Below are 18,494 nucleotides of genomic sequence, written 5' to 3' on the forward strand. Positions count from 1 at the left end.
TCCTCAAAGTGGATCTGCTCAAATTCGGGGAAAGCTTCATGGGAGACTATATGCCAATCCCGAGCCAAGTCTCTCCTAAAATGAGAGAAAGGTGTAGAGACTGAACGGGCAGCACCTAAAGAGCTAAAAGCTTCAAGGTGAAGAGACAGTCCAGACCACAAACAGCTGATAAGGCTGGCGGTGAAAATCGAAGTGGTATGAATCCTGGGGTCGCAGGTTCGAATCCTGCCGTAGACACCATCGTATCAATCAAATTATTCTTTGTGCGCAATATTAGGAATATAGGGAAGCATTATGAAAAAAACTTCGTATATTTTAGGGTTTTTCACCGCTTTAAGTTTGTCACTCTTCAGTTCCAACAATAGCTTGGCTGATTCTTTTATTATTGAGGTACCAGACAATCCAAAGCCAAAAACAGAAACCGTTACTTACCAATGCGATACTGGAGCAAGTAAACAGCATGTTGAAGCAACCTATCTCAGTGCTGATGGTGTTTCGTTAGTTGATTTCAAATGGAAAAGCGATCGTGTTATTGCTGCCAACATAATCGCCGCAACGGGAACAAAATACGCAGGAGCCCATTATATCTGGTGGAAGACTAACAATGAAGTCGCGCTTTATGATCTTATTCATGATCCAGAAGAAAAAAAACCCATACTCTGTAAGGATGAATCAACGTTATTGTTCTAATTAATTGAGGAAATATCATGAAAAAAACTCTACTCATTTTAGGATTTTTAGTCCCTTTAAATCTATCACTGTTCAACTCAATCAGCGTCTTTGCTGGCTCTTTAGTCATTGAAGTACCAGATGATCCGCAACCGAAAAAAGAAACCGTCATCTATAAATGTGATACTGGAACAAGTAAGGAACGTGTTGAAGCAACCTATCTCAATGCTGACAATATTTCATTAGTTGATTTCAAATGGAAAGATAGACGCGTCGTCGCTTCCAATGTAATCTCCGCTTCTGGAACAAAATATATGGGAGACATATATGTTTGGTGGACAAAAAGAGACGAAGCCACACTTTATGACCTTATTGATGATCCAAATGAAGATAAACCCATTCACTGTGTAGAAGAAAAAGGCACAGAGATAAAATAAGCTGCTGCACATAAAACCGTACTGGCTCTAATCGCATGATATCCCTTCTGATGCGGACATTTGTTTTTCTGCCTTATGCGACAAAAGAGCCAGCGGCTTTTCCAATTCGTTTTCTGACTTTTCTAATTCATTCTCCGAATGGTGTCTATAAGCCGCCGCCTGTGACACCAACATGGAAGCTACCGGTATTGTCACAAGTAAAAAAATCATCAATAATATTTCATGAAATACAAAATGGTGATCTACAAACGTTGAATAAAGAAACGAAGAAATGAGAATATTACCAGCACCCCAACTCGTACTCAACGAAAGCATATGCAAGCGTTTGTAAAAATTAGAAAGACGTACCAAGCCTATCGTCCCGATCAATGTAAGACCAGATCCCAATATTAAAAAAACTGTAACAGCAATAGCAACTACAAGTGATACATCATCCTTCATTCAATAATTTCTCCCCGCATTAAAAATTTTGCCAAAGCAATACTTGATACAGGACCTAAAAGCCCAATAATGAGAGCTGCTATAAAATAAATGGTTGTTCCTGAACGAATATCAAATGTAAGAAACAAAAGAATAGTAGTTATATAAAGAGCATCCAAACCCACAATCCGATCCTGCGCCCGTGGGCCGCGAATCAATCGAAACAGCGCGAAAATCATTGCCAAACTTAAAAAAAACTGCGAAAGAAAAATCCCCCAATAAAGGATCATCATACTCATGAGAAAATCTCCAAAATCAATTGCTCATACCGCTGTTTGATAACCTGTTGGTAATCATATTCATTTTTGAAATTTAAAACGTGAAGCAAAAGTTCACCATTTTTTCTATTATAGGCAATCCAGACAGTTCCTGGAGTTACCGCAAAGACGCATGCTAAAACAGCCAAAGCTGTAGGACTCTTAAGCAAAAGAGGCACAACAACAAAACCAGACTGCTGTTTTTGAAACTTTTTTGTTAAAATAAAGCAAGCCACTGAAACATTTGAAATTATAGAATCGATAAACACACGAAAAATCAGACGAAAAACTGCACGCCAATTTTTAACAGTGATCTTTTCCGGCTCAAGAATCCGCATCACCCAACCACTAAACAGAGCAATTATAATCCCTAAAAGCAATTGGCTTAAACTAAAACCATTTAAGATCAACCACATAAAAACAATTGTCACACTGAAAAAAGGGAAAGGACAAAAACGATTCATTGATTCATCCTCCTATTTTCAAGAGAAAATTCGTCTAAAACGCTCCTAATATAATTCTGAGGATCATGCAAAGTTTTAGCAGTTTCAGACATATAATGACCAACAGGATCGGCCACAATTGTTATAAGAAAACACAAAGCAAGGAGAACAACAATAGGTGCAAATTCAATCATCTGTACACGTGGAACCCTACCTTCAAGAGAAACCCAAAAAGTCCGAATACCCGTTCGTGTTAAAGCAATCAAAGCCGCAAAACCAGAGATGGTTACAAAAAACACAAAAAGCCAATCATAGTAAACCGGTATAGAAGCAGAAAAATCCTCTTTACTATGATTGAAAATTGCCAAGAACATCATAAACTTAGCAACAAAACCAGAAAAAGGCGGTAACCCAATAATTAAAATAGCACAGATACCGAAACAAGCCCCAAGAATTGCCAAGGTTACCGGTAAATAGGTGCCAATTTCATCTTCTTCCTCTTCTTCATCGTCACCATACACTTCCATTGTAACAGCTAAAACATTAGCAGCCACGTCTTGGCAGCGTTCCACCAATTCCACAAGAAGAAAAAAAGCGCCAAGCGCTAAAGTTGAAGAAACAATATAAAAGAGTGCACCCGCTGTTAGAGCTGCATTTCCCATTCCAATCGCTGTCAACAATGTGCCAGAAGATACAAGGACACTATAAGCTGCCAAACGTACCAAAACTTGGCTAGCCAATACCCCAATAAAACCAAAAATCATAGTGGCAAGCCCACCATAAAACAAAACCGTATGACCAAAATGGCTAAAATATCTACTTTCATGATCAAACCACAGCAGCGTCAAACGTAAAATAATATAAATACCCACCTTGCTCAAAAGTGCAAAAGAGGCTCCAACGGGCGCTGCCGCAGCACTGTAAGTCGGCATCAACCAAAAATTAAGTGGCCACATACCCGCTTTAAGTAAAAAGGCTATACCCAAAAGCGCAGCACCTATTTCAAACAAAACAATATCCTCAGCAGCTATACGTTTTATTTTAACAGCCAAATCAGCCATATTAAGAGTGCCAACAACTCCATAAATAAGTGCTGTACCAACTAAAAAAAGCAATGAAGCAACAAGATTAACCACAACATAATGCAGCCCTGCACGCACACGTAACTGACCAGAACCATGCAAAGCAAGCCCGTAAGAGGCTGTTAACATCACTTCAAAAAACACAAATAAATTGAACAAATCACCTGTCAAAAAAGCGCCGTTTACTCCGACCATGAAAAATTGCATCAGTGATTGAAAATGAGAACCAGCTTTGTACCAATAAGCCTGTGCAAAAACCAGCGCGGCAGTAATCACTAAGCTTGAAAGTAAAAGCATCATAGCACTTAATCGATCAAGAACCAAAATAATTCCGAAGGGAGAAGGCCAATTGCCAAGCCGATAAACTTCCGACGCCGGTGCTATTTCAAGAGTACGCAGAACTAATAAAATAGCAATAATAACCAATAATCCCGCAGAAAAAAGACTAATCAATGATTTAAATTTTGAACGGCGTTCATCATAAAAAAGAAGGAGTGCTCCAATGCTTAACGGCAAAATAATAGGCAAAATAAGAAGATGCTGCACGCAAGATTCCATCACTGCACCTCACGTCCGTCAACGTGATCTGAACCTGTTAATCCTCGTGAAACCAAAAGTATAACCAAAAATAAAGCTGTCGTTGCAAAACCAATCACTATTGCTGTTAAAACCAAAGCCTGTGGAAGAGGATCAACGTAATTCCCTGGATTTATCACCGTGGAAGGATCAACAATTGGTGCAGCATTGCTACGCGGTCTACTCATTGAAAACATAAAAAGATTGACACCATAGGAGATCAAAGACAAACCAAGAATGACTTGAAAAGTTCGTGGACGTAAAATAAGCCAAATGCCTGATCCAACAAAAACACCGATACCCAAAGAAAGAACAATTTCCATTAATTTTCCTTCTCTTTTATACTAGGTTTTTTACCGATTCGGTAGCTACGAATTGATTGGTGTGCCAGTGCAATTAAAATAAGAACAGTTGCTCCCAACACAAGAGAAAGCACGCCAAAATCAAACAAAAAAACAGACGCCACAGGAACATTCCCAATTAACGGAAGATGCGTATATTGAAAAAATGAGGTTAAAAAAGGATATCCAACGAACCAAGATCCAACTCCCGTTGCAACTGACAACAGTAAGCCAAATCCCATCCAACGTAAAGGTAAAACCCTCAAACGATTTTCCACCCAACGAATATCACATGCAAGATATTGCAAAATAAAGCCTATCGCTAAAGTTACACCACCGACAAATCCGCCTCCTGGAAGATCATGTCCCCGCATAAACAAATAAACGGAAAAAACGATAATAACCGGAAAAAGCCACCCCATAATAACAGCAGGAACAGCAAGATAGTTCAATATTGTATCCCCCAGATTCCGATCAGGCTGCGCCATATCAAAAGCTTCCTGAATACGTTGTTGAAAAGGCGCATCAATACTCTCAGGAGCAGGGCGAAACCGTCGTAAAAGGGCAAAAACAGTGAGTGAAACAACACCCAAAACCACAATTTCTCCCATAGTATCAAAACTACGAAAATCCACCAACAACACATTCACCACATTTCGACCACCAGCACCAGAATAAGCATTCGTCAGAAAAAAATCAGAAACTGTCGTATCTTGAGGGCGTGTCATCATTGCAAAGGAAAGCCATGCTACACCACCACCACCCACAAGTGCCATGATGAAATCACGTATACGGCGCAAACGCACAAAAAAACGAACAGGCGTTTGAGCAGGATGATGCAAACGCTTAGGCAACCAACGCAAACCAAGCAATAATAAAACGACTGTTACAACCTCAACAACCAATTGAGTTATTGCCAAATCAGGTGCAGAAAGCCACAAAAAGGTTGCGCAAGTCATCAAGCCAGCTCCCCCCAAGAGCATAAGTGATGCAAGGCGGTGAAACTTTGCTTGCCAAGCAACCAAAAGTGCGCACAATCCGCCGACTAACCAAAGAGCAAGAAAAGGAATATCAAGCGGAAAAAGTAGTAATGAACCCGCTGAAATAAGACCATCGCACCAAAGCAAAATACAAACAAATGCAAAACACAACAGAAAAATCCAATGTAACTGTGTTTGCAAACGGCGTGTTGACAAAACAGATTCTACTGCACGCGCCCATTTCCAAGAAATAATCACGAGAATGCGTTCAAAAATACGCGGTCCATTCAAGTGACGAAAAAAAGGAGGCCCATCATCACAGGATAAAAAATAACGATGCCCGACAGCATAGAGCAATCCGCCTCCTAATAAAGCGACAAAACTCATCATTAATGGAGTATTAAAGCCATGCCAAACAGCCAAATTATAAGGAATTGCCATCGACCCTAAAACAGAAACAACTGCATTATCTAAAATAGGCCCTATTGTTAAATTAGGAAAAATACCAACTGCCAAACAAATAAACACCAAAAACTCCATTGGTAAACGCATAAAATGCGGTGGTTCATGTGGAGTTTTTGGTAAATTTACAGGTTTTGATCCTAAAAAAACACCATGAATAAAACGTATAGAGTATGTTACACTAAACAGGCTAGCCAGCGTTGCTACATAAGGTGCAATCCAATCGAGCCATGATTCCATATGTGTTTCAACCGCTTCAGCAAAAAACATTTCTTTCGATAAAAAACCATTCAACAAGGGAACCCCAGCCATTGCCGCACTCGCTACTAAAGCTAGGGTTGCTGTGATAGGCATAGAGTGATAAAGACCTGTTAGCTTACGCATATCGCGTGTCCCCGTTTCATGATCAATAATACCGGCTGCCATAAATAAAGAAGATTTAAAAGTAGCATGATTAGCCATATGAAAAATCGCCGCGACACATGCTAGTGGACTACCAAGACTTAAAAGCGTGGTAATCAATCCAAGATGACTAATAGTTGAATAAGCAAGAAGCCCCTTCAAGTCTTGCTGAAACATGGAAAAATAAGCGCCAAGAAGCAATGTTGAGAGTCCTGAAAAGCCAACTAGCCAAAACCAAGATTCTGTCCCAGATAAAACTGGCCATAAACGAACAAGTAAAAATAATCCTGCTTTCACCATTGTCGCCGAATGCAAATAAGACGATACAGGCGTTGGAGCAGCCATCGCATTGGGTAACCAAAAATGAAACGGAAACTGCGCGCTTTTTGTTAATCCTCCCAATAAGATACAAACAAGGACAGGACTATAAAGAGGACTTGACCGGATCATATCTCCAGACTGCAGCACCTTATCCAAATCAAAACTGCCAACAATATACCCAATCAATAAAACCCCAATAAAAAGGGCAAAACCACCAAAACCTGTAATTGTTAAAGCCATACGTGCACCATCACGCGCACTGGCGTTATGATACCAATAGCCAATCAACAAAAAAGAAAAAATGCTGGTAAGTTCCCAGAAAATAACCAAAAAAATGAGATTTCCTGATAAAACTATTCCTGTCATTGATCCCATAAAAGCCAGAAAAAAGGAAAAAAAACGCGGTACATAATCCGCCGGATCCATGTAATAACGTGAATAAATGACAACAAGCAGCCCAATTCCTGTAATGAGCAGGCAAAAAAGCCACGACAAACCGTCCATACGGAGGATCAAATCAGTTCCCCATTCTGGAAGCCAAGAAATATCTAAACGCACTACGCGATTTCCACGAACTTCTGGATAGAGCATTATTGTAAAAAGAAGACTGAAAAGTGCAATGACACCAGCAAACCACGCTTCATTATTTTTTGCTGTTGAGCGAAAAAAGCCAATTATAGCACTTCCACCAAAGGGAAGCAAAACGAGCAATACCAACATTGCTTCCCGTGTTGTCATTCTTTAAACTCCATTTTACTTTAATATTTTGTTATCAACAAAATAAAAATTACACTGCTACCCCCATTATCTCGCACTTACGACAATAAGATTTAATAAAGCTTAAAAACATTTAAATTTTTCAAAAAACAACCGTTGCGTGAAAAAACTGCATACCATACAAATTATCTTTTTATTCCAAGAACGATAAGGCTGGATAGAGATTTTTCACATTTAAAAATTTTTACCCTTTAAAAAAGCGCGAAAAACACTGCTTACGAGATCCATGAAAAGGTTGGTAGCTGTTATCACTTTCATTATAAGAGCGGTAACGTGCACGGCAAGACTCGATATGCTGTTGGGGCCACTTTTTTGCATCCAATACAGCTTTCGAAATCGTATGTTTTGTGTTTAGATGTGGTAATGCAACGAAAGCTTCCTCAGGATACCACCAGTTATCTATATATTTACGATAGTCATGACGATAATTACGATAACCCTTAAAACCGTTAAGTTCTCTACGCCCTGTAAAAATCAAAGGTACTGCACTCTCTTGAACAAAAGCTTGAGGAACCACTTTAGCTTCAACATTACTCTTATTTTGCACCAAATTAACAACATTGGTTATTGCAACAAAAAAACCACCAAGGAATATAAGAACAAAAGTATAATATAATTTTTTTTTCATACACATAACGAAAATCTCAACATTACAAAATCAAAACGCAGTTACAGAAAGTTTTTTTACTGTCAAAGAGAAAAAAATTCTTTTTTTGAGGCATTCTTTTTCTCTTTGTATTAAACGTTAAACTTTGCAATAAGATCCTTCAAAAAAGAATGGATAAACAATGATTAAAACTCCTTATTATCTTATCGATAAATCTAAACTCATAAGGAATATGGAAACCATCACACACTTACGAAAAATATCCGGAGCAAAAATTTTGCTTGCTTTGAAATGTTTTGCAACATGGAGTCTATTTGGTTTAATGTCCGAGTTTATGGATGGAACTACATCATCATCCCTTTATGAATTGCGTTTAGGAAGAGAAAAATTTGGCAAAGAAACCCATGCTTATTCAGTTGCTTGGGCCGATCATGAAATTGATGAAGTCTGTGGCTATGCAGATAAAATCATCTTTAATTCCATCCAACAGCTTCAACGTTTTGCTAACGTTACCAAGGCCATTCAACGAGGCTTGAGATTAAATCCAGGAATCAGCGTATCCAACTTTGATCTTGCCAACCCATCCCGCCCTTTTAGCCGCTTAGGTGAAACCAATCAAAACGCCATAAAAGAAGTTCTGCCCCTCATAAATGGCCTGATGATCCACAATAATTGCGAAAATGCTGATTTTAATCTTTTTAATCAGATGCTGAACCACATGGAAGAAAAATTTGCAGAACTTTTCGCTGCAGTTGACTGGATAAGCCTCGGCGGCGGTATTCATTTTACCGCTGAAAACTATCCTCTAGAAACTTTTGCAAAACGCTTAAAAGATTTTTCCGAAACCTATGGTGTCACCATTTTTTTAGAACCAGGAGAAGCCGCTATAACAAAAAGCACCACACTAGAAGTAAGTGTTCTTGACACATTGTATAATGAAAAAAAACTCGCCATCGTTGATAGCTCCATTGAAGCACATATGCTTGATCTTTTAATTTATCGTGAAAATGCCAAATTAGAACCCAATAAAGGTTCCCATGAAATTATGGTCTGCGGAAAATCCTGTCTTGCTGGTGATATTTTTGGAACTTTTTATTTCCATGAACCTCTTAAAATAGGTGATAGGCTATCTTTTCAAGATACCGCTGGTTATACAATGGTTAAGAAAAATTGGTTCAATGGCGTTGCAATGCCTGCCATTGTTATCAAAGAATTGGATGGTACGCTAACAATTCAACGCCAATTTAGCTATAATGACTATCAGAAAAGCCTTTCATAAAAAATAACCATTAAAAAAACATCGTAGAACAACGCTATTAAAAGGAGATAAAATCCACAATGAAGAAAAACATTCTCATTATTGGAGCTGGAGGTGTTGCACAAGTTGTTGTGCACAAATGTGCTCAAAACAACGATATTCTCGGTGAGATTCATATTGCTTCACGGACACTCAAAAAATGTGAAGCTATCATTGCATCTATTAAAGAAAAAAATACAATGAAAAAACAAGGTATCATCAAGGGACATACACTCAATGCAATGAATGTAGAAGAAACTGTAAAGCTCATCCAAAAAACAAAATGCGAAATTGTCATCAATGTTGGTTCCGCTTTTCTTAATATGTCTGTTCTTTCAGCTTGTATTGAAACAAAATGTGCCTATATCGATACCGCAATTCATGAAGACCCTTTGAAAATTTGTGAAACGCCTCCTTGGTATGGCAATTATGAATGGCCTCGACGCCAAGAATGTGAAAAAGCTGGTATAACTGCTATTTTAGGAGCAGGATTTGACCCCGGTGTTGTGAATGCTTACGCAGCATTAGCACGCGATGATTATTTTGATACAATCACCGATATTGATATTATTGATATTAACGCCGGAAATCATGGGCGTTGGTTTGCTACAAATTTTGATCCAGAAATTAATTTTCGAGAATTTACAGGACGAGTATGGTCGTGGCAGAATAAACAATGGATCTCCAATCAAATGTTTGAAATCAGCCATGAATGGGATTTACCAGTTGTTGGAAAACAAAAAGCTTATATGACAGGACACGATGAAATTCATTCGTTATCCAAAAATCTTGATGTTCAAAATATCCGATTTTGGATGGGATTTAGTGAACGTTATATCACTGTTTTTACCGTCCTGAAAAATCTAGGACTCTTATCCGAACAACCTATTAAAACAGCAGAAGGCCAAGAAGTTGTTCCTTTGAAAGTCGTAAAAGCTGTCTTACCCGACCCAGCCTCTTTAGCACCAGATTATACAGGAAAAACCTGTATCGGAAATCTTATAAAAGGAAAAAAAGATGGAAATCCAAGGGAAATTTTTATCTATAATATAGCTGATCACAAGCAAGCTTTTAATGAAACCGGTGCACAAGGCATTTCTTATACAGCTGGTGTACCAGCAGCAGCAGCAGCTCTTCTTATTGCCACCGGCGAGTGGGATGTTAAAACCATGGTCAATGTAGAAGAATTACCACCACATCCCTTCCTAAAATATCTCAATCATATGGGTCTTTCCACCTGTATAAGAGAACAACAAGAAGAGAAAAAATTACAATTTTAAACTTTTGATATATCAATGACAGATAAAGAAAAACCGCCCCAAACAAGGCGGTTTTCCTTAAAACGTACAACCCACAGACAATAAAAACATTTTCTAAGCTTTTTAAAGAAACATCGCAGAATACTAAAAACGCGTCTAGATATGAAGCGGTTTAGCAAATGTCGCTAGAGCTGCTTCCCGCACTGCTTCTGATAGGGTAGGATGCGCATGGCAACAACGCCCTAGATCTTCTGATGAACCACCAAATTCTATCAAAACCGCAATTTCGTGAATCATCTCACCAGCTCCAAAACCAAGAATATGTCCACCTAAAACCCTATCCGTCTTTTTATCAGCAAGAATTTTAACAAATCCATCACTTTTTTGCATCGCACGTGCACGTCCATTAGCCATGAAAGGAAATTTGCCAATATTATAATCAATTCCAGCAGCTTTAAGTTCTTCTTCTGTCTTTCCTACACTGGCAATTTCCGGCTGTGTATAAACAACACTAGGAATAACATCAAAGTTAACATGGCCTTTTTGACCTGCCAAAATTTCAGCCACAGCAACGCCTTCTTCTTCTGCCTTATGCGCCAACATCGGCCCTTTAACAACATCACCAATCGCATAAATTCCTGGAATATTGGTTTGCCAATTCGCATCCGTTACAACAAAGCCACGCTCATCCAACTGAACACCAACTTCTACCAAACCCAGACCTTCCGTGTATGGAGATCGTCCAGCAGCAATGAGCACAACATCAGCCTCTAAAGTTTCAGATGCACCACCTTTTACCGCTTCAAAACTCACTTGAGCCGTCGAACCAGATTGCGTAATAGCTGTTACTTTTGCACTAGTCTTATATTCAATACCTTGTTTTTCCATTATTTTTTGAAACTGCCGTGAAATTTCACTATCCATTGATCCTAAAATTTTATTAAGATATTCTACGACAGTAACTTTAGCACCTAAGCGACTCCAAACCAAACCAAGCTCCGAACCAATAACACCAGCCCCAACAACAATCATGCGCGTTGGTACTTTTTCAAGTGCAAGTGCCCCTGTAGAAGATACAACAACCTTTTCATCAACTTCAACATCAACACCTGGAATACCCGAACTCTCTGACCCCGTAGCAATAATAATATTCTTTGTTTCAATCGTTTGTTGACGACCATCCCTAGCAACGACTTCAATTTGACCTGCGCACAAAATTTTTGCTGTACCAAAAAAAGTATCAACTTTATTCTTTTTCATTAAAAAAGAAACACCACTCGTATTGGCTGTTACAACAGCTTTTTTATGCGCCATCATCTGCTCAAGATTAAGCTTAGATTTCGAAATAGAAATACCAAGTGTTTCAAAACCATGCTGCGTTTCAGCAAAAACTTCCGAAGCATGTAATAATGCCTTTGAAGGAATGCAACCAACATTTAGACATGTGCCACCCAGTGTCATACGCTTTTCAATAATCGCCGTTTTAAGCCCCTGTTGCGCTGCTTTAATTGCTGCTACATAACCACCTGGACCTGCTCCGATCACAACCACATCATAAGACATCCATTTTTCCTTTCATCCTGAAAACTGTACTTTTACAAGTCAAGAACAAGACGTTCCGGATCTTCCAAACTTTCCTTAACACGCACAAGAAAAGTTACAGCCTCTTGCCCATCTACGATGCGATGATCATAAGAAAGCGCTAAGTACATCATAGGTCGGATCATAATTTGACCGTCAACAACCATCGCTCGTTCCTTAATTGCATGCATTCCCAATATACCAGACTGTGGTGCATTCAAAATCGGCGTCGACATTAACGACCCATACACACCTCCATTGGTAATAGTAAAAGTTCCACCTTGCATATCAGAAACTGCTAATTTTCCATCACGAGCGAGGCGACCTAAACGGCCAATCTCTTTTTCAATTTCTGCTAACGACATCTGATCTGCATCACGAACAACCGGAACAACAAGCCCTTTATCCGTTCCAACAGCGATGCCAGCATTGACATAGCCTTTGTAAACAATATCTGTTCCATCAATTTCTGCATTAACAGCAGGAAGTTCTTTTAGTGCATGACAAACAGCCTTGGTAAAAAATCCCATAAAGCCGAGCTTAACACCATGTTTCTTTTCAAAAAGATCCTTATAACGCTTGCGCAAATCCATCACCACAGACATATCAACCTCATTAAATGTGGTTAACATTGCTGCTGTATTCTGTGCATCTTTAAGACGACGAGCAATTGTTTGACGTAATTTCGTCATACGAACCCGTTCCTCGCGTATGTCCTGAACAGGAGCAACTGAAGAGCTGGATGTAGAAACAGGAGGAGTAGGTGCTTTTGTTCTTTGTACGACAACACCAAGAACATCTTCTTTGAGAATTTGCCCGCGTTTTCCAGAACCCGAAATATCGCTTTTTGCAATATCGTTTTCAGCCATCAATTTTGCAGCTGAAGGAGCAGGAGGCATTGTACTGCTTGAAGAAGGCTGCCCCAATTCAGATAGAGTCCCTGGAACAGGTGCAGAAGAATGTGAAAATGACTTGGAAACACCAGCTGATCCAGCTTCAACCGCTCCTAAGAGCGCATTCACTTCAACCGTATCCCCTTCTTTTGCAATAATCTCAAATAATTTCCCTGAAACAGGCGAAGGCACCTCAACCGTTACCTTATCAGTTTCTAATTCAACCAATGGCTCATCCATAGCAACAGCTTCACCAAGCTCTTTAAACCATTTGCCAACTGTTGCTTCGGTAACCGATTCGCCCAAAGTAGGAACACGGATTTCAATAGTCATAATATTTTTCCATACGTCAGAGTAGTAATAAATTAAGAACCTAATGCGTCTTCAAGAAACGCAGAAAGTTGTTCAAGATGTTTCACCATCAATCCCGTAGCTGGTGATGCACTTGCAGGACGTCCAGCATAACGTGCACGTGAATATTGCGCATTAATATGCGTCAAAACCCATTCTAAATAAGGTTCAATAAATGACCAAGCCCCCATATTCTTCGGTTCTTCTTGACACCAAACAACTTCTGCCTGCAAAAAGCGTGACAATACATCCACCAAAGCTTTTGCAGGAAAAGGATAAAGCTGCTCAACACGCAGCAAATAAACATTATCAATGCCTCTCTTTTCACGTTCTTCATAAAGATCGTAATAAACCTTACCCGTACAAAGAACAATTCGGCGAATTTTATTGTCTTTCTGTAATTTAACGGCAGAGTTTTCAAAACATTCCGCATCATCAAGCAACAAGCGGTGGAAACCCGTTTCTAATCCCATTTCACTGAGAAAAGAAACAGCCCGCTTATGACGTAAAAGTGACTTCGGCGTCATTAAAATCAAAGGCTTACGAAAATCACGTTTAATTTGCCGACGCAAAATGTGAAAATAATTTGCAGGGGTTGTACAATTAGCAACCTGCATATTATCCTCTGCACACAATTGAAGAAAACGTTCTAAACGTGCTGAAGAATGTTCTGGCCCTTGCCCTTCAAAACCATGAGGTAATAAACACACAAGACCGGACATACGAAGCCATTTACGCTCTGCAGATGAAATAAATTGATCAAAAATGACCTGTGCACCATTAGCAAAATCACCAAACTGCGCTTCCCAAAGCGTTAATCCTCGTGGTTCAGCAAGAGAATATCCATATTCAAAACCAAGAACGGCTTCCTCAGAAAGCATAGAATTAACAACTTCATAAAACCCCTGCCCCTTTTGCAAATGGTTCAAAGGAATATAACGGGATTCATTCTCTTGATCATAGAGAACTGAATGACGTTGTGAGAAAGTTCCACGTTCGACATCCTCACCAGAAAGGCGAACTGGTGACCCTTCTAAACATAGTGAACCAAAGGCTAAAGCTTCAGCTGTTGCCCAATCAATTCCTTCACCAGTTTCAAACATTTTAGCACGATTACTTAAAAAACGCTGAATAGTTTTATGAACATGAAAATCTGATGGAATTTCAACAAGCTTTCGTCCAATTTCCTTTAAAGTCTTCAGCTCAACACCCGTCTTTCCAGAATGTTGTTCATCAGCGTTGCTGAAAGCTTTAAGTCCCGTCCAACTCCCATCAAGCCAATCAGCTTTATTAGGCTTATAAGAAGCACTTGCTTCAAACTCAACTTCAAGCTTATCGCGCCATAGTTTTTTTTGCTGTTCAATTTCCTCTGAAGAAATCACCCCTTCCTTAACTAACTGATCGCTATAAAGCTGAAGAGTGGTTTTGTGATTACGGATCGCCTTATACATAAGCGGCTGTGTAAAAGAAGGCTCATCGCCTTCATTATGTCCATAACGACGATAACAAAACATATCAATAACCACCGGTTTATGGAAAATCTGACGAAACTCTGTCGCTACTTTTGCAACAAAGACAACAGCCTCAGGATCATCACCATTCACATGAAAAATTGGCGCATCAATCATTTTTGCCACATCCGATGGATAAGGCGAAGAGCGCGAAAAACGTGGATCCGTTGTAAACCCAATCTGATTATTTATAATAACGTGGATAGAGCCTGCAACACGGTAACCTTTAAGACCTGAAAGGCCAAAAGTTTCTTGGATGACACCTTGTCCTGCAAAAGCAGCATCACCATGAATAAGCAATGGCAAAACTTTCGAACGCTCACTTAATGGGAGTGCATCAGCATGCGTAGGCCCCACAAGTTGATCTTGCTTAGCACGAGCCTTGCCAACAACAACCGGATCAACAATCTCAAGATGAGATGGATTGGCCAAAAGCGATAAATGAACTTTTTTACCATCAAATTCAAGATCAGCTGAAGTTCCTAAATGATATTTTACATCACCTGATCCCTCTACATCATCGGGCTTATAAGATCCCCCTTTAAATTCATGAAAAATAGCCCGATGTGGTTTTGCAAGAACTTGTGAAAGAACGTTTAAACGACCACGATGAGCCATTCCTAAAATAATTTCCTGTACGCCCAAAGCACTGCTGCATTTAATAATTTGTTCAAGAGCAGGAATCAGCGCTTCACCACCGTCAAGTCCAAAACGCTTTGTTCCTTTATATTTTGTATCCAAAAACTGCTCGAACCCCTCCGCCTCAATAAGCTTATTAAGGATAGCTTTTCTGTTTTCCTTTGTGAAAGAAATTCGATTATTTGGTTTTTCAATACGTTCTTGAAGCCATGCTTTTTGAGCAGGATCAGAAATATGCATATATTCTACACCAATTGTTGAACAATAGGTACGATCGAGAATTTCAAGCATCTGTGGAATGGTTGCATATTCCAACCCTAAAACATTATCAATAAAAATAGAACGCTCATAATCAGCAGGAGTAAAACCGTAAGCTTCTGGAGAAAGTTCCTTATAGTCTTCAAGTTTTTCCGCCAACTGAAGAGGATCAAGCCGTGCACGAAGATGCCCACGTGCACGAAAAGAACGAATCATCATGAGAGCATGGACAGAATCACGCGTTGCGCGAATAATATCTTGTTCGTTAGAGATTTTTCCTTTTTGCGCAGCATTCGCTGCTGCTTTTTCTTTTAATTTATCACCAACATGTTTTTCAAGAACAGACCAATCGCCATCGAGAGCAGAAACCAATTCTCCATTTGCCTTTAACGGCCAATGATCACGTTGCCATGTTGCCCCTTCAGCATTTCTGAGAACATCTTCTTTTTTATCATGAAGGTTTTCAAAAAAAGTACGCCACTGTGAATCTACGCTGGCGGGATCTTTTTCATATTTGGCATAGAGTTGATCTATGTAATCCGCATTTCCACCATATAGAAATGACGTTTGTGCAAAAAGACTATTTATCTCGTCTTGCCTTGCCATACACCTCTCCGGAACATCTATTCCGTCTCCTTATATTTTTCTCAACCTTTAATGCTTATAAAGCAAAGGAGAATTAAAAAATTCAAAAAAGTTTTGCCTTTTTATATCCCATATTTCATCCGAATAAGGATAAATTCCTGTTCAAATGAAATCTCTTACCCTTTCAAAACTGACATTAAAGTTTTACCTATCTGTGATGGTGAAGGAGAAACCCGAATCCCCGCTGATTCCATCGCAGATATTTTATCTTCTGCCCCACCTTTACCACCAGAAATAACGGCACCTGCATGCCCCATTGTGCGCCCTGTAGGTGCTGTACGACCAGCAATAAAACCAACCACAGGCTTTTTACGACCTTTTTTTGCCTCATCTTGGAGAAACTGTGCTGCTTCTTCTTCAGCCGAACCACCAATCTCACCAATCATAACAATAGACTGGGTTTCATCGTCAGCTAAAAACATCTCCAACACGTCAATAAATTCAGTGCCCTTAACAGGATCACCACCAATACCAATAGCTGTTGTCTGTCCAAGACCTTCATGACTGGTTTGAAAGACTGCCTCGTAAGTTAAAGTTCCCGACCGCGATACAACCCCAACAGAGCCTTTCCTGAAAATAGAACCAGGCATAATACCGATCTTACATTCATTTGGTGTGAGAATACCAGGACAATTAGGACCAATAAGACGCGATTTTGATTTCTCTAATCTCGCCTTTACTTTAACCATATCCATAACAGGAATACCTTCCGTAATACAGATAATCAAACGGATTTCAGCATCAATAGCTTCTATAATAGCTGCTGCAGCCCCTGCAGGAGGAACATAAATAACCGAAGCATCCGCTCCTGTCTTTTCTTTTCCCTCCGCAACACTGGAAAAAATAGGAAGAGTTTTACCTTTTGAGCCCTCCCATATTTCACCACCCTTTTTAGGATTAACGCCACCAACCATTTGCGTACCGTGATAAATAAGCGCTTGTTCTGTATGAAACGTTCCTGTTTTTCCTGTAAGCCCTTGAACCAAAACTTTTGTATCTTTATTCACAAGAATCGACATAGCTTAAGCTCCCTTCACGGCTGCAACAATTTTTTGAGCAGCATCATCTAAATCATCAGCGGGAGTAACGTTCAAACCACTTTCACCAATAATCGCTTTACCCTGCTCGACATTCGTGCCTTCAAGACGGACAACCAAAGGAACTTTTAAACCAACTTCTCTAACAGCAGCCACCACACCTTCAGCAATAACATCACAACGCATAATACCACCAAAAATATTGACCAAAATGCCTTTAACATTCGGATCAGCAGTGATAATTTTAAAAGCAGCTGTCACCTTCTCTTTTGAAGCACCACCCCCAACGTCAAGAAAATTTGCAGGTTCAGCTCCATAAAGTTTTATAATATCCATTGTTGCCATAGCGAGACCCGCACCATTGACCATGCAACCAATAGTACCCTCAAGAGCAACATAAGCGAGATCATGCTTTGATGCTTCAATTTCTTTTGGATCTTCTTCTGAAAGATCGCGCAACTCCAAAATGTCTGGATGACGGAACAAAGCATTATTATCAAAAGAAACCTTTGCATCAAGAACGCGCAAATGACCATTTTTCATCACAATAAGCGGATTGATTTCCAGAAGACTCATATCTTTTTCACAAAACGCTCTATAGAGAATTGGAAAAAGCTTTTCACCGTCTTCCCGCGCACCATCGTGCAATTGCAATGCATCACAAAGCCTTGTACAATCGGCAGAGGTAACCCCTTGCACAGAGTCAATGGGAAGGGTTAATATTTTTTCTGGTGTCTCTTCAGCAACAGCTTCAATATCCATTCCCCCTTCTGTTGAAACAACGAATGCGACCCGACCAACACTACGATCAACCAAAAGTGAAAGATAAAGCTCTCGTTCGATATCAGCACCATCCTCAATATAAAGACGATTAACCCGCTTACCCTCTGAACCCGTTTGTTGGGTTACCAGAGTTTTACCAAGCATTTCTTGAACATTTGCAACAACTTCTTCAACTGATTTTGCGAGACGAACACCGCCCTTTGAATCAGGATTAAGTTCTTTAAATTTTCCTTTACCACGACCACCAGCATGAATCTGACTTTTAACCACATAGAGTGGTCCAGGCAATTTTTTTGCCCATTTTTCAGCTTGCTCCACAGAATAAACGGCAACACCATTTGCAATCGGTGCCCCGTATTCATAAAGCAAACGTTTGGCCTGATATTCATGGATATTCATGCATTTG

At 39.6% G+C, this 18,494-nt stretch carries 16 protein-coding genes; 4 read left to right on the forward strand and 12 right to left on the reverse strand.

Annotated features, from left to right (window positions below; translation table 11 throughout):
- The first annotated feature begins 294 nt into the window (after positions 1–294).
- Together V4B17_RS06775 and V4B17_RS06780 are read left to right on the forward strand one after the other, a co-directional pair.
- The gene (locus tag V4B17_RS06775; RefSeq protein ID WP_455479381.1) at positions 295–690 is read left to right on the forward strand and encodes an MliC family protein; all 396 of its coding nucleotides are present in this window, start codon (positions 295–297) and stop codon (positions 688–690) included.
- 17 nt (positions 691–707) lie between these two features.
- Entirely contained in the window at positions 708–1,106 is a 399-nt protein-coding gene (locus V4B17_RS06780; RefSeq protein ID WP_455479382.1) for an MliC family protein, read from the forward strand.
- Between the two features lie 27 nt (positions 1,107–1,133).
- Here V4B17_RS06780 and mnhG read toward each other — a convergent pair whose 3' ends face one another.
- The 7 genes from mnhG to V4B17_RS06815 form a co-directional block, all read right to left on the reverse strand.
- Positions 1,134–1,547: a monovalent cation/H(+) antiporter subunit G gene (gene mnhG / locus V4B17_RS06785; RefSeq protein ID WP_455479383.1), complete on the reverse strand. Its 414-nt coding sequence runs from the start codon at positions 1,545–1,547 to the stop codon at positions 1,134–1,136.
- Positions 1,544–1,825 (reverse strand): K+/H+ antiporter subunit F, encoded by a 282-nt coding sequence (locus V4B17_RS06790; protein WP_455479384.1) that lies wholly within the window; start codon positions 1,823–1,825, stop codon positions 1,544–1,546. The genes mnhG and V4B17_RS06790 overlap by 4 nt, the downstream gene beginning before the upstream one ends.
- Positions 1,822–2,307 carry a Na+/H+ antiporter subunit E gene (locus tag V4B17_RS06795; RefSeq protein WP_455479385.1) on the reverse strand — a complete coding sequence of 162 codons (486 nt, stop codon included), beginning with the start codon at positions 2,305–2,307 and terminating at the stop codon, positions 1,822–1,824. The genes V4B17_RS06790 and V4B17_RS06795 overlap by 4 nt, the downstream gene beginning before the upstream one ends.
- Positions 2,304–3,926: a monovalent cation/H+ antiporter subunit D gene (locus V4B17_RS06800; protein ID WP_455480206.1), complete on the reverse strand. Its 1,623-nt coding sequence runs from the start codon at positions 3,924–3,926 to the stop codon at positions 2,304–2,306. Before V4B17_RS06800 ends, V4B17_RS06795 begins: the two co-directional genes overlap by 4 nt.
- Positions 3,926–4,267, reverse strand: a complete 342-nt coding sequence (locus tag V4B17_RS06805) for a Na+/H+ antiporter subunit C (RefSeq protein ID WP_455479386.1) — start codon at positions 4,265–4,267, stop codon at positions 3,926–3,928. The genes V4B17_RS06800 and V4B17_RS06805 overlap by 1 nt, the downstream gene beginning before the upstream one ends.
- Complete coding sequence (locus V4B17_RS06810) at positions 4,267–7,188, reverse strand: monovalent cation/H+ antiporter subunit A (RefSeq protein WP_455479387.1); 2,922 nt, start codon at positions 7,186–7,188, stop codon at positions 4,267–4,269. Before V4B17_RS06810 ends, V4B17_RS06805 begins: the two co-directional genes overlap by 1 nt.
- Before the next feature lie 223 nt (positions 7,189–7,411).
- Entirely contained in the window at positions 7,412–7,861 is a 450-nt protein-coding gene (locus V4B17_RS06815) for a BA14K family protein (RefSeq protein WP_455479388.1), read from the reverse strand.
- A 154-nt stretch (positions 7,862–8,015) separates the two neighbouring features.
- On the opposite strand from V4B17_RS06815, the gene V4B17_RS06820 reads away from it, so the two are divergent.
- Positions 8,016–9,113, forward strand: coding sequence for a carboxynorspermidine decarboxylase (locus V4B17_RS06820; RefSeq protein WP_455479389.1), 1,098 nt, complete (start codon positions 8,016–8,018; stop codon positions 9,111–9,113).
- A gap of 59 nt (positions 9,114–9,172) precedes the next feature.
- Positions 9,173–10,411, forward strand: coding sequence for a saccharopine dehydrogenase NADP-binding domain-containing protein (locus V4B17_RS06825; protein WP_455479390.1), 1,239 nt, complete (start codon positions 9,173–9,175; stop codon positions 10,409–10,411).
- Between the two features lie 135 nt (positions 10,412–10,546).
- Here V4B17_RS06825 and lpdA read toward each other — a convergent pair whose 3' ends face one another.
- The 5 genes from lpdA to sucC all read right to left on the reverse strand — a co-directional run bounded on the left by lpdA (position 10,547) and on the right by sucC (position 18,487).
- Positions 10,547–11,953 (reverse strand): dihydrolipoyl dehydrogenase, encoded by a 1,407-nt coding sequence (lpdA, locus tag V4B17_RS06830; RefSeq protein WP_455479391.1) that lies wholly within the window; start codon positions 11,951–11,953, stop codon positions 10,547–10,549.
- A 32-nt stretch (positions 11,954–11,985) separates the two neighbouring features.
- A complete protein-coding gene (odhB, locus tag V4B17_RS06835) occupies positions 11,986–13,197 on the reverse strand; it encodes a 2-oxoglutarate dehydrogenase complex dihydrolipoyllysine-residue succinyltransferase (protein ID WP_455479392.1) in 1,212 nt (403 codons plus the stop codon).
- Between the two features lie 32 nt (positions 13,198–13,229).
- Positions 13,230–16,229 (reverse strand): 2-oxoglutarate dehydrogenase E1 component, encoded by a 3,000-nt coding sequence (locus V4B17_RS06840; RefSeq protein ID WP_455479393.1) that lies wholly within the window; start codon positions 16,227–16,229, stop codon positions 13,230–13,232.
- Positions 16,230–16,384: 155 nt separating this feature from the next.
- Positions 16,385–17,287 (reverse strand): succinate--CoA ligase subunit alpha, encoded by a 903-nt coding sequence (sucD, locus tag V4B17_RS06845; RefSeq protein WP_455479394.1) that lies wholly within the window; start codon positions 17,285–17,287, stop codon positions 16,385–16,387.
- 3 nt (positions 17,288–17,290) lie between these two features.
- On the reverse strand, positions 17,291–18,487 hold the full coding sequence (gene sucC, locus V4B17_RS06850) for an ADP-forming succinate--CoA ligase subunit beta (RefSeq protein ID WP_455479395.1): 1,197 nt from the start codon (positions 18,485–18,487) through the stop codon (positions 17,291–17,293).
- Positions 18,488–18,494 lie beyond the last annotated feature (7 nt).

This window comes from Bartonella sp. B23 (assembly GCF_053793815.1).

Bases quoted from the DNA above. Each gene is read 5' to 3' on its own strand.
- V4B17_RS06800 (WP_455480206.1), bottom strand. From the start codon at position 3,926: ATGGAATCTTGCGTGCAGCATCTTCTTATTTTGCCTATTATTTTGCCG.
- V4B17_RS06805 (WP_455479386.1), bottom strand. From the start codon at position 4,267: ATGGAAATTGTTCTTTCTTTGGGTATCGGTGTTTTTGTTGGATCAGGC.
- V4B17_RS06840 (WP_455479393.1), bottom strand. From the start codon at position 16,229: ATGGCAAGGCAAGACGAGATAAATAGTCTTTTTGCACAAACGTCATTT.
- sucC (WP_455479395.1), bottom strand. From the start codon at position 18,487: ATGAATATCCATGAATATCAGGCCAAACGTTTGCTTTATGAATACGGG.
- V4B17_RS06815 (WP_455479388.1), bottom strand. From the start codon at position 7,861: ATGTGTATGAAAAAAAAATTATATTATACTTTTGTTCTTATATTCCTT.
- V4B17_RS06810 (WP_455479387.1), bottom strand. From the start codon at position 7,188: ATGACAACACGGGAAGCAATGTTGGTATTGCTCGTTTTGCTTCCCTTT.
- V4B17_RS06790 (WP_455479384.1), bottom strand. From the start codon at position 1,825: ATGAGTATGATGATCCTTTATTGGGGGATTTTTCTTTCGCAGTTTTTT.
- V4B17_RS06795 (WP_455479385.1), bottom strand. From the start codon at position 2,307: ATGAATCGTTTTTGTCCTTTCCCTTTTTTCAGTGTGACAATTGTTTTT.
- V4B17_RS06780 (WP_455479382.1), top strand. From the start codon at position 708: ATGAAAAAAACTCTACTCATTTTAGGATTTTTAGTCCCTTTAAATCTA.
- V4B17_RS06820 (WP_455479389.1), top strand. From the start codon at position 8,016: ATGATTAAAACTCCTTATTATCTTATCGATAAATCTAAACTCATAAGG.
- odhB (WP_455479392.1), bottom strand. From the start codon at position 13,197: ATGACTATTGAAATCCGTGTTCCTACTTTGGGCGAATCGGTTACCGAA.
- sucD (WP_455479394.1), bottom strand. From the start codon at position 17,287: ATGTCGATTCTTGTGAATAAAGATACAAAAGTTTTGGTTCAAGGGCTT.
- V4B17_RS06775 (WP_455479381.1), top strand. From the start codon at position 295: ATGAAAAAAACTTCGTATATTTTAGGGTTTTTCACCGCTTTAAGTTTG.
- mnhG (WP_455479383.1), bottom strand. From the start codon at position 1,547: ATGAAGGATGATGTATCACTTGTAGTTGCTATTGCTGTTACAGTTTTT.
- V4B17_RS06825 (WP_455479390.1), top strand. From the start codon at position 9,173: ATGAAGAAAAACATTCTCATTATTGGAGCTGGAGGTGTTGCACAAGTT.
- lpdA (WP_455479391.1), bottom strand. From the start codon at position 11,953: ATGTCTTATGATGTGGTTGTGATCGGAGCAGGTCCAGGTGGTTATGTA.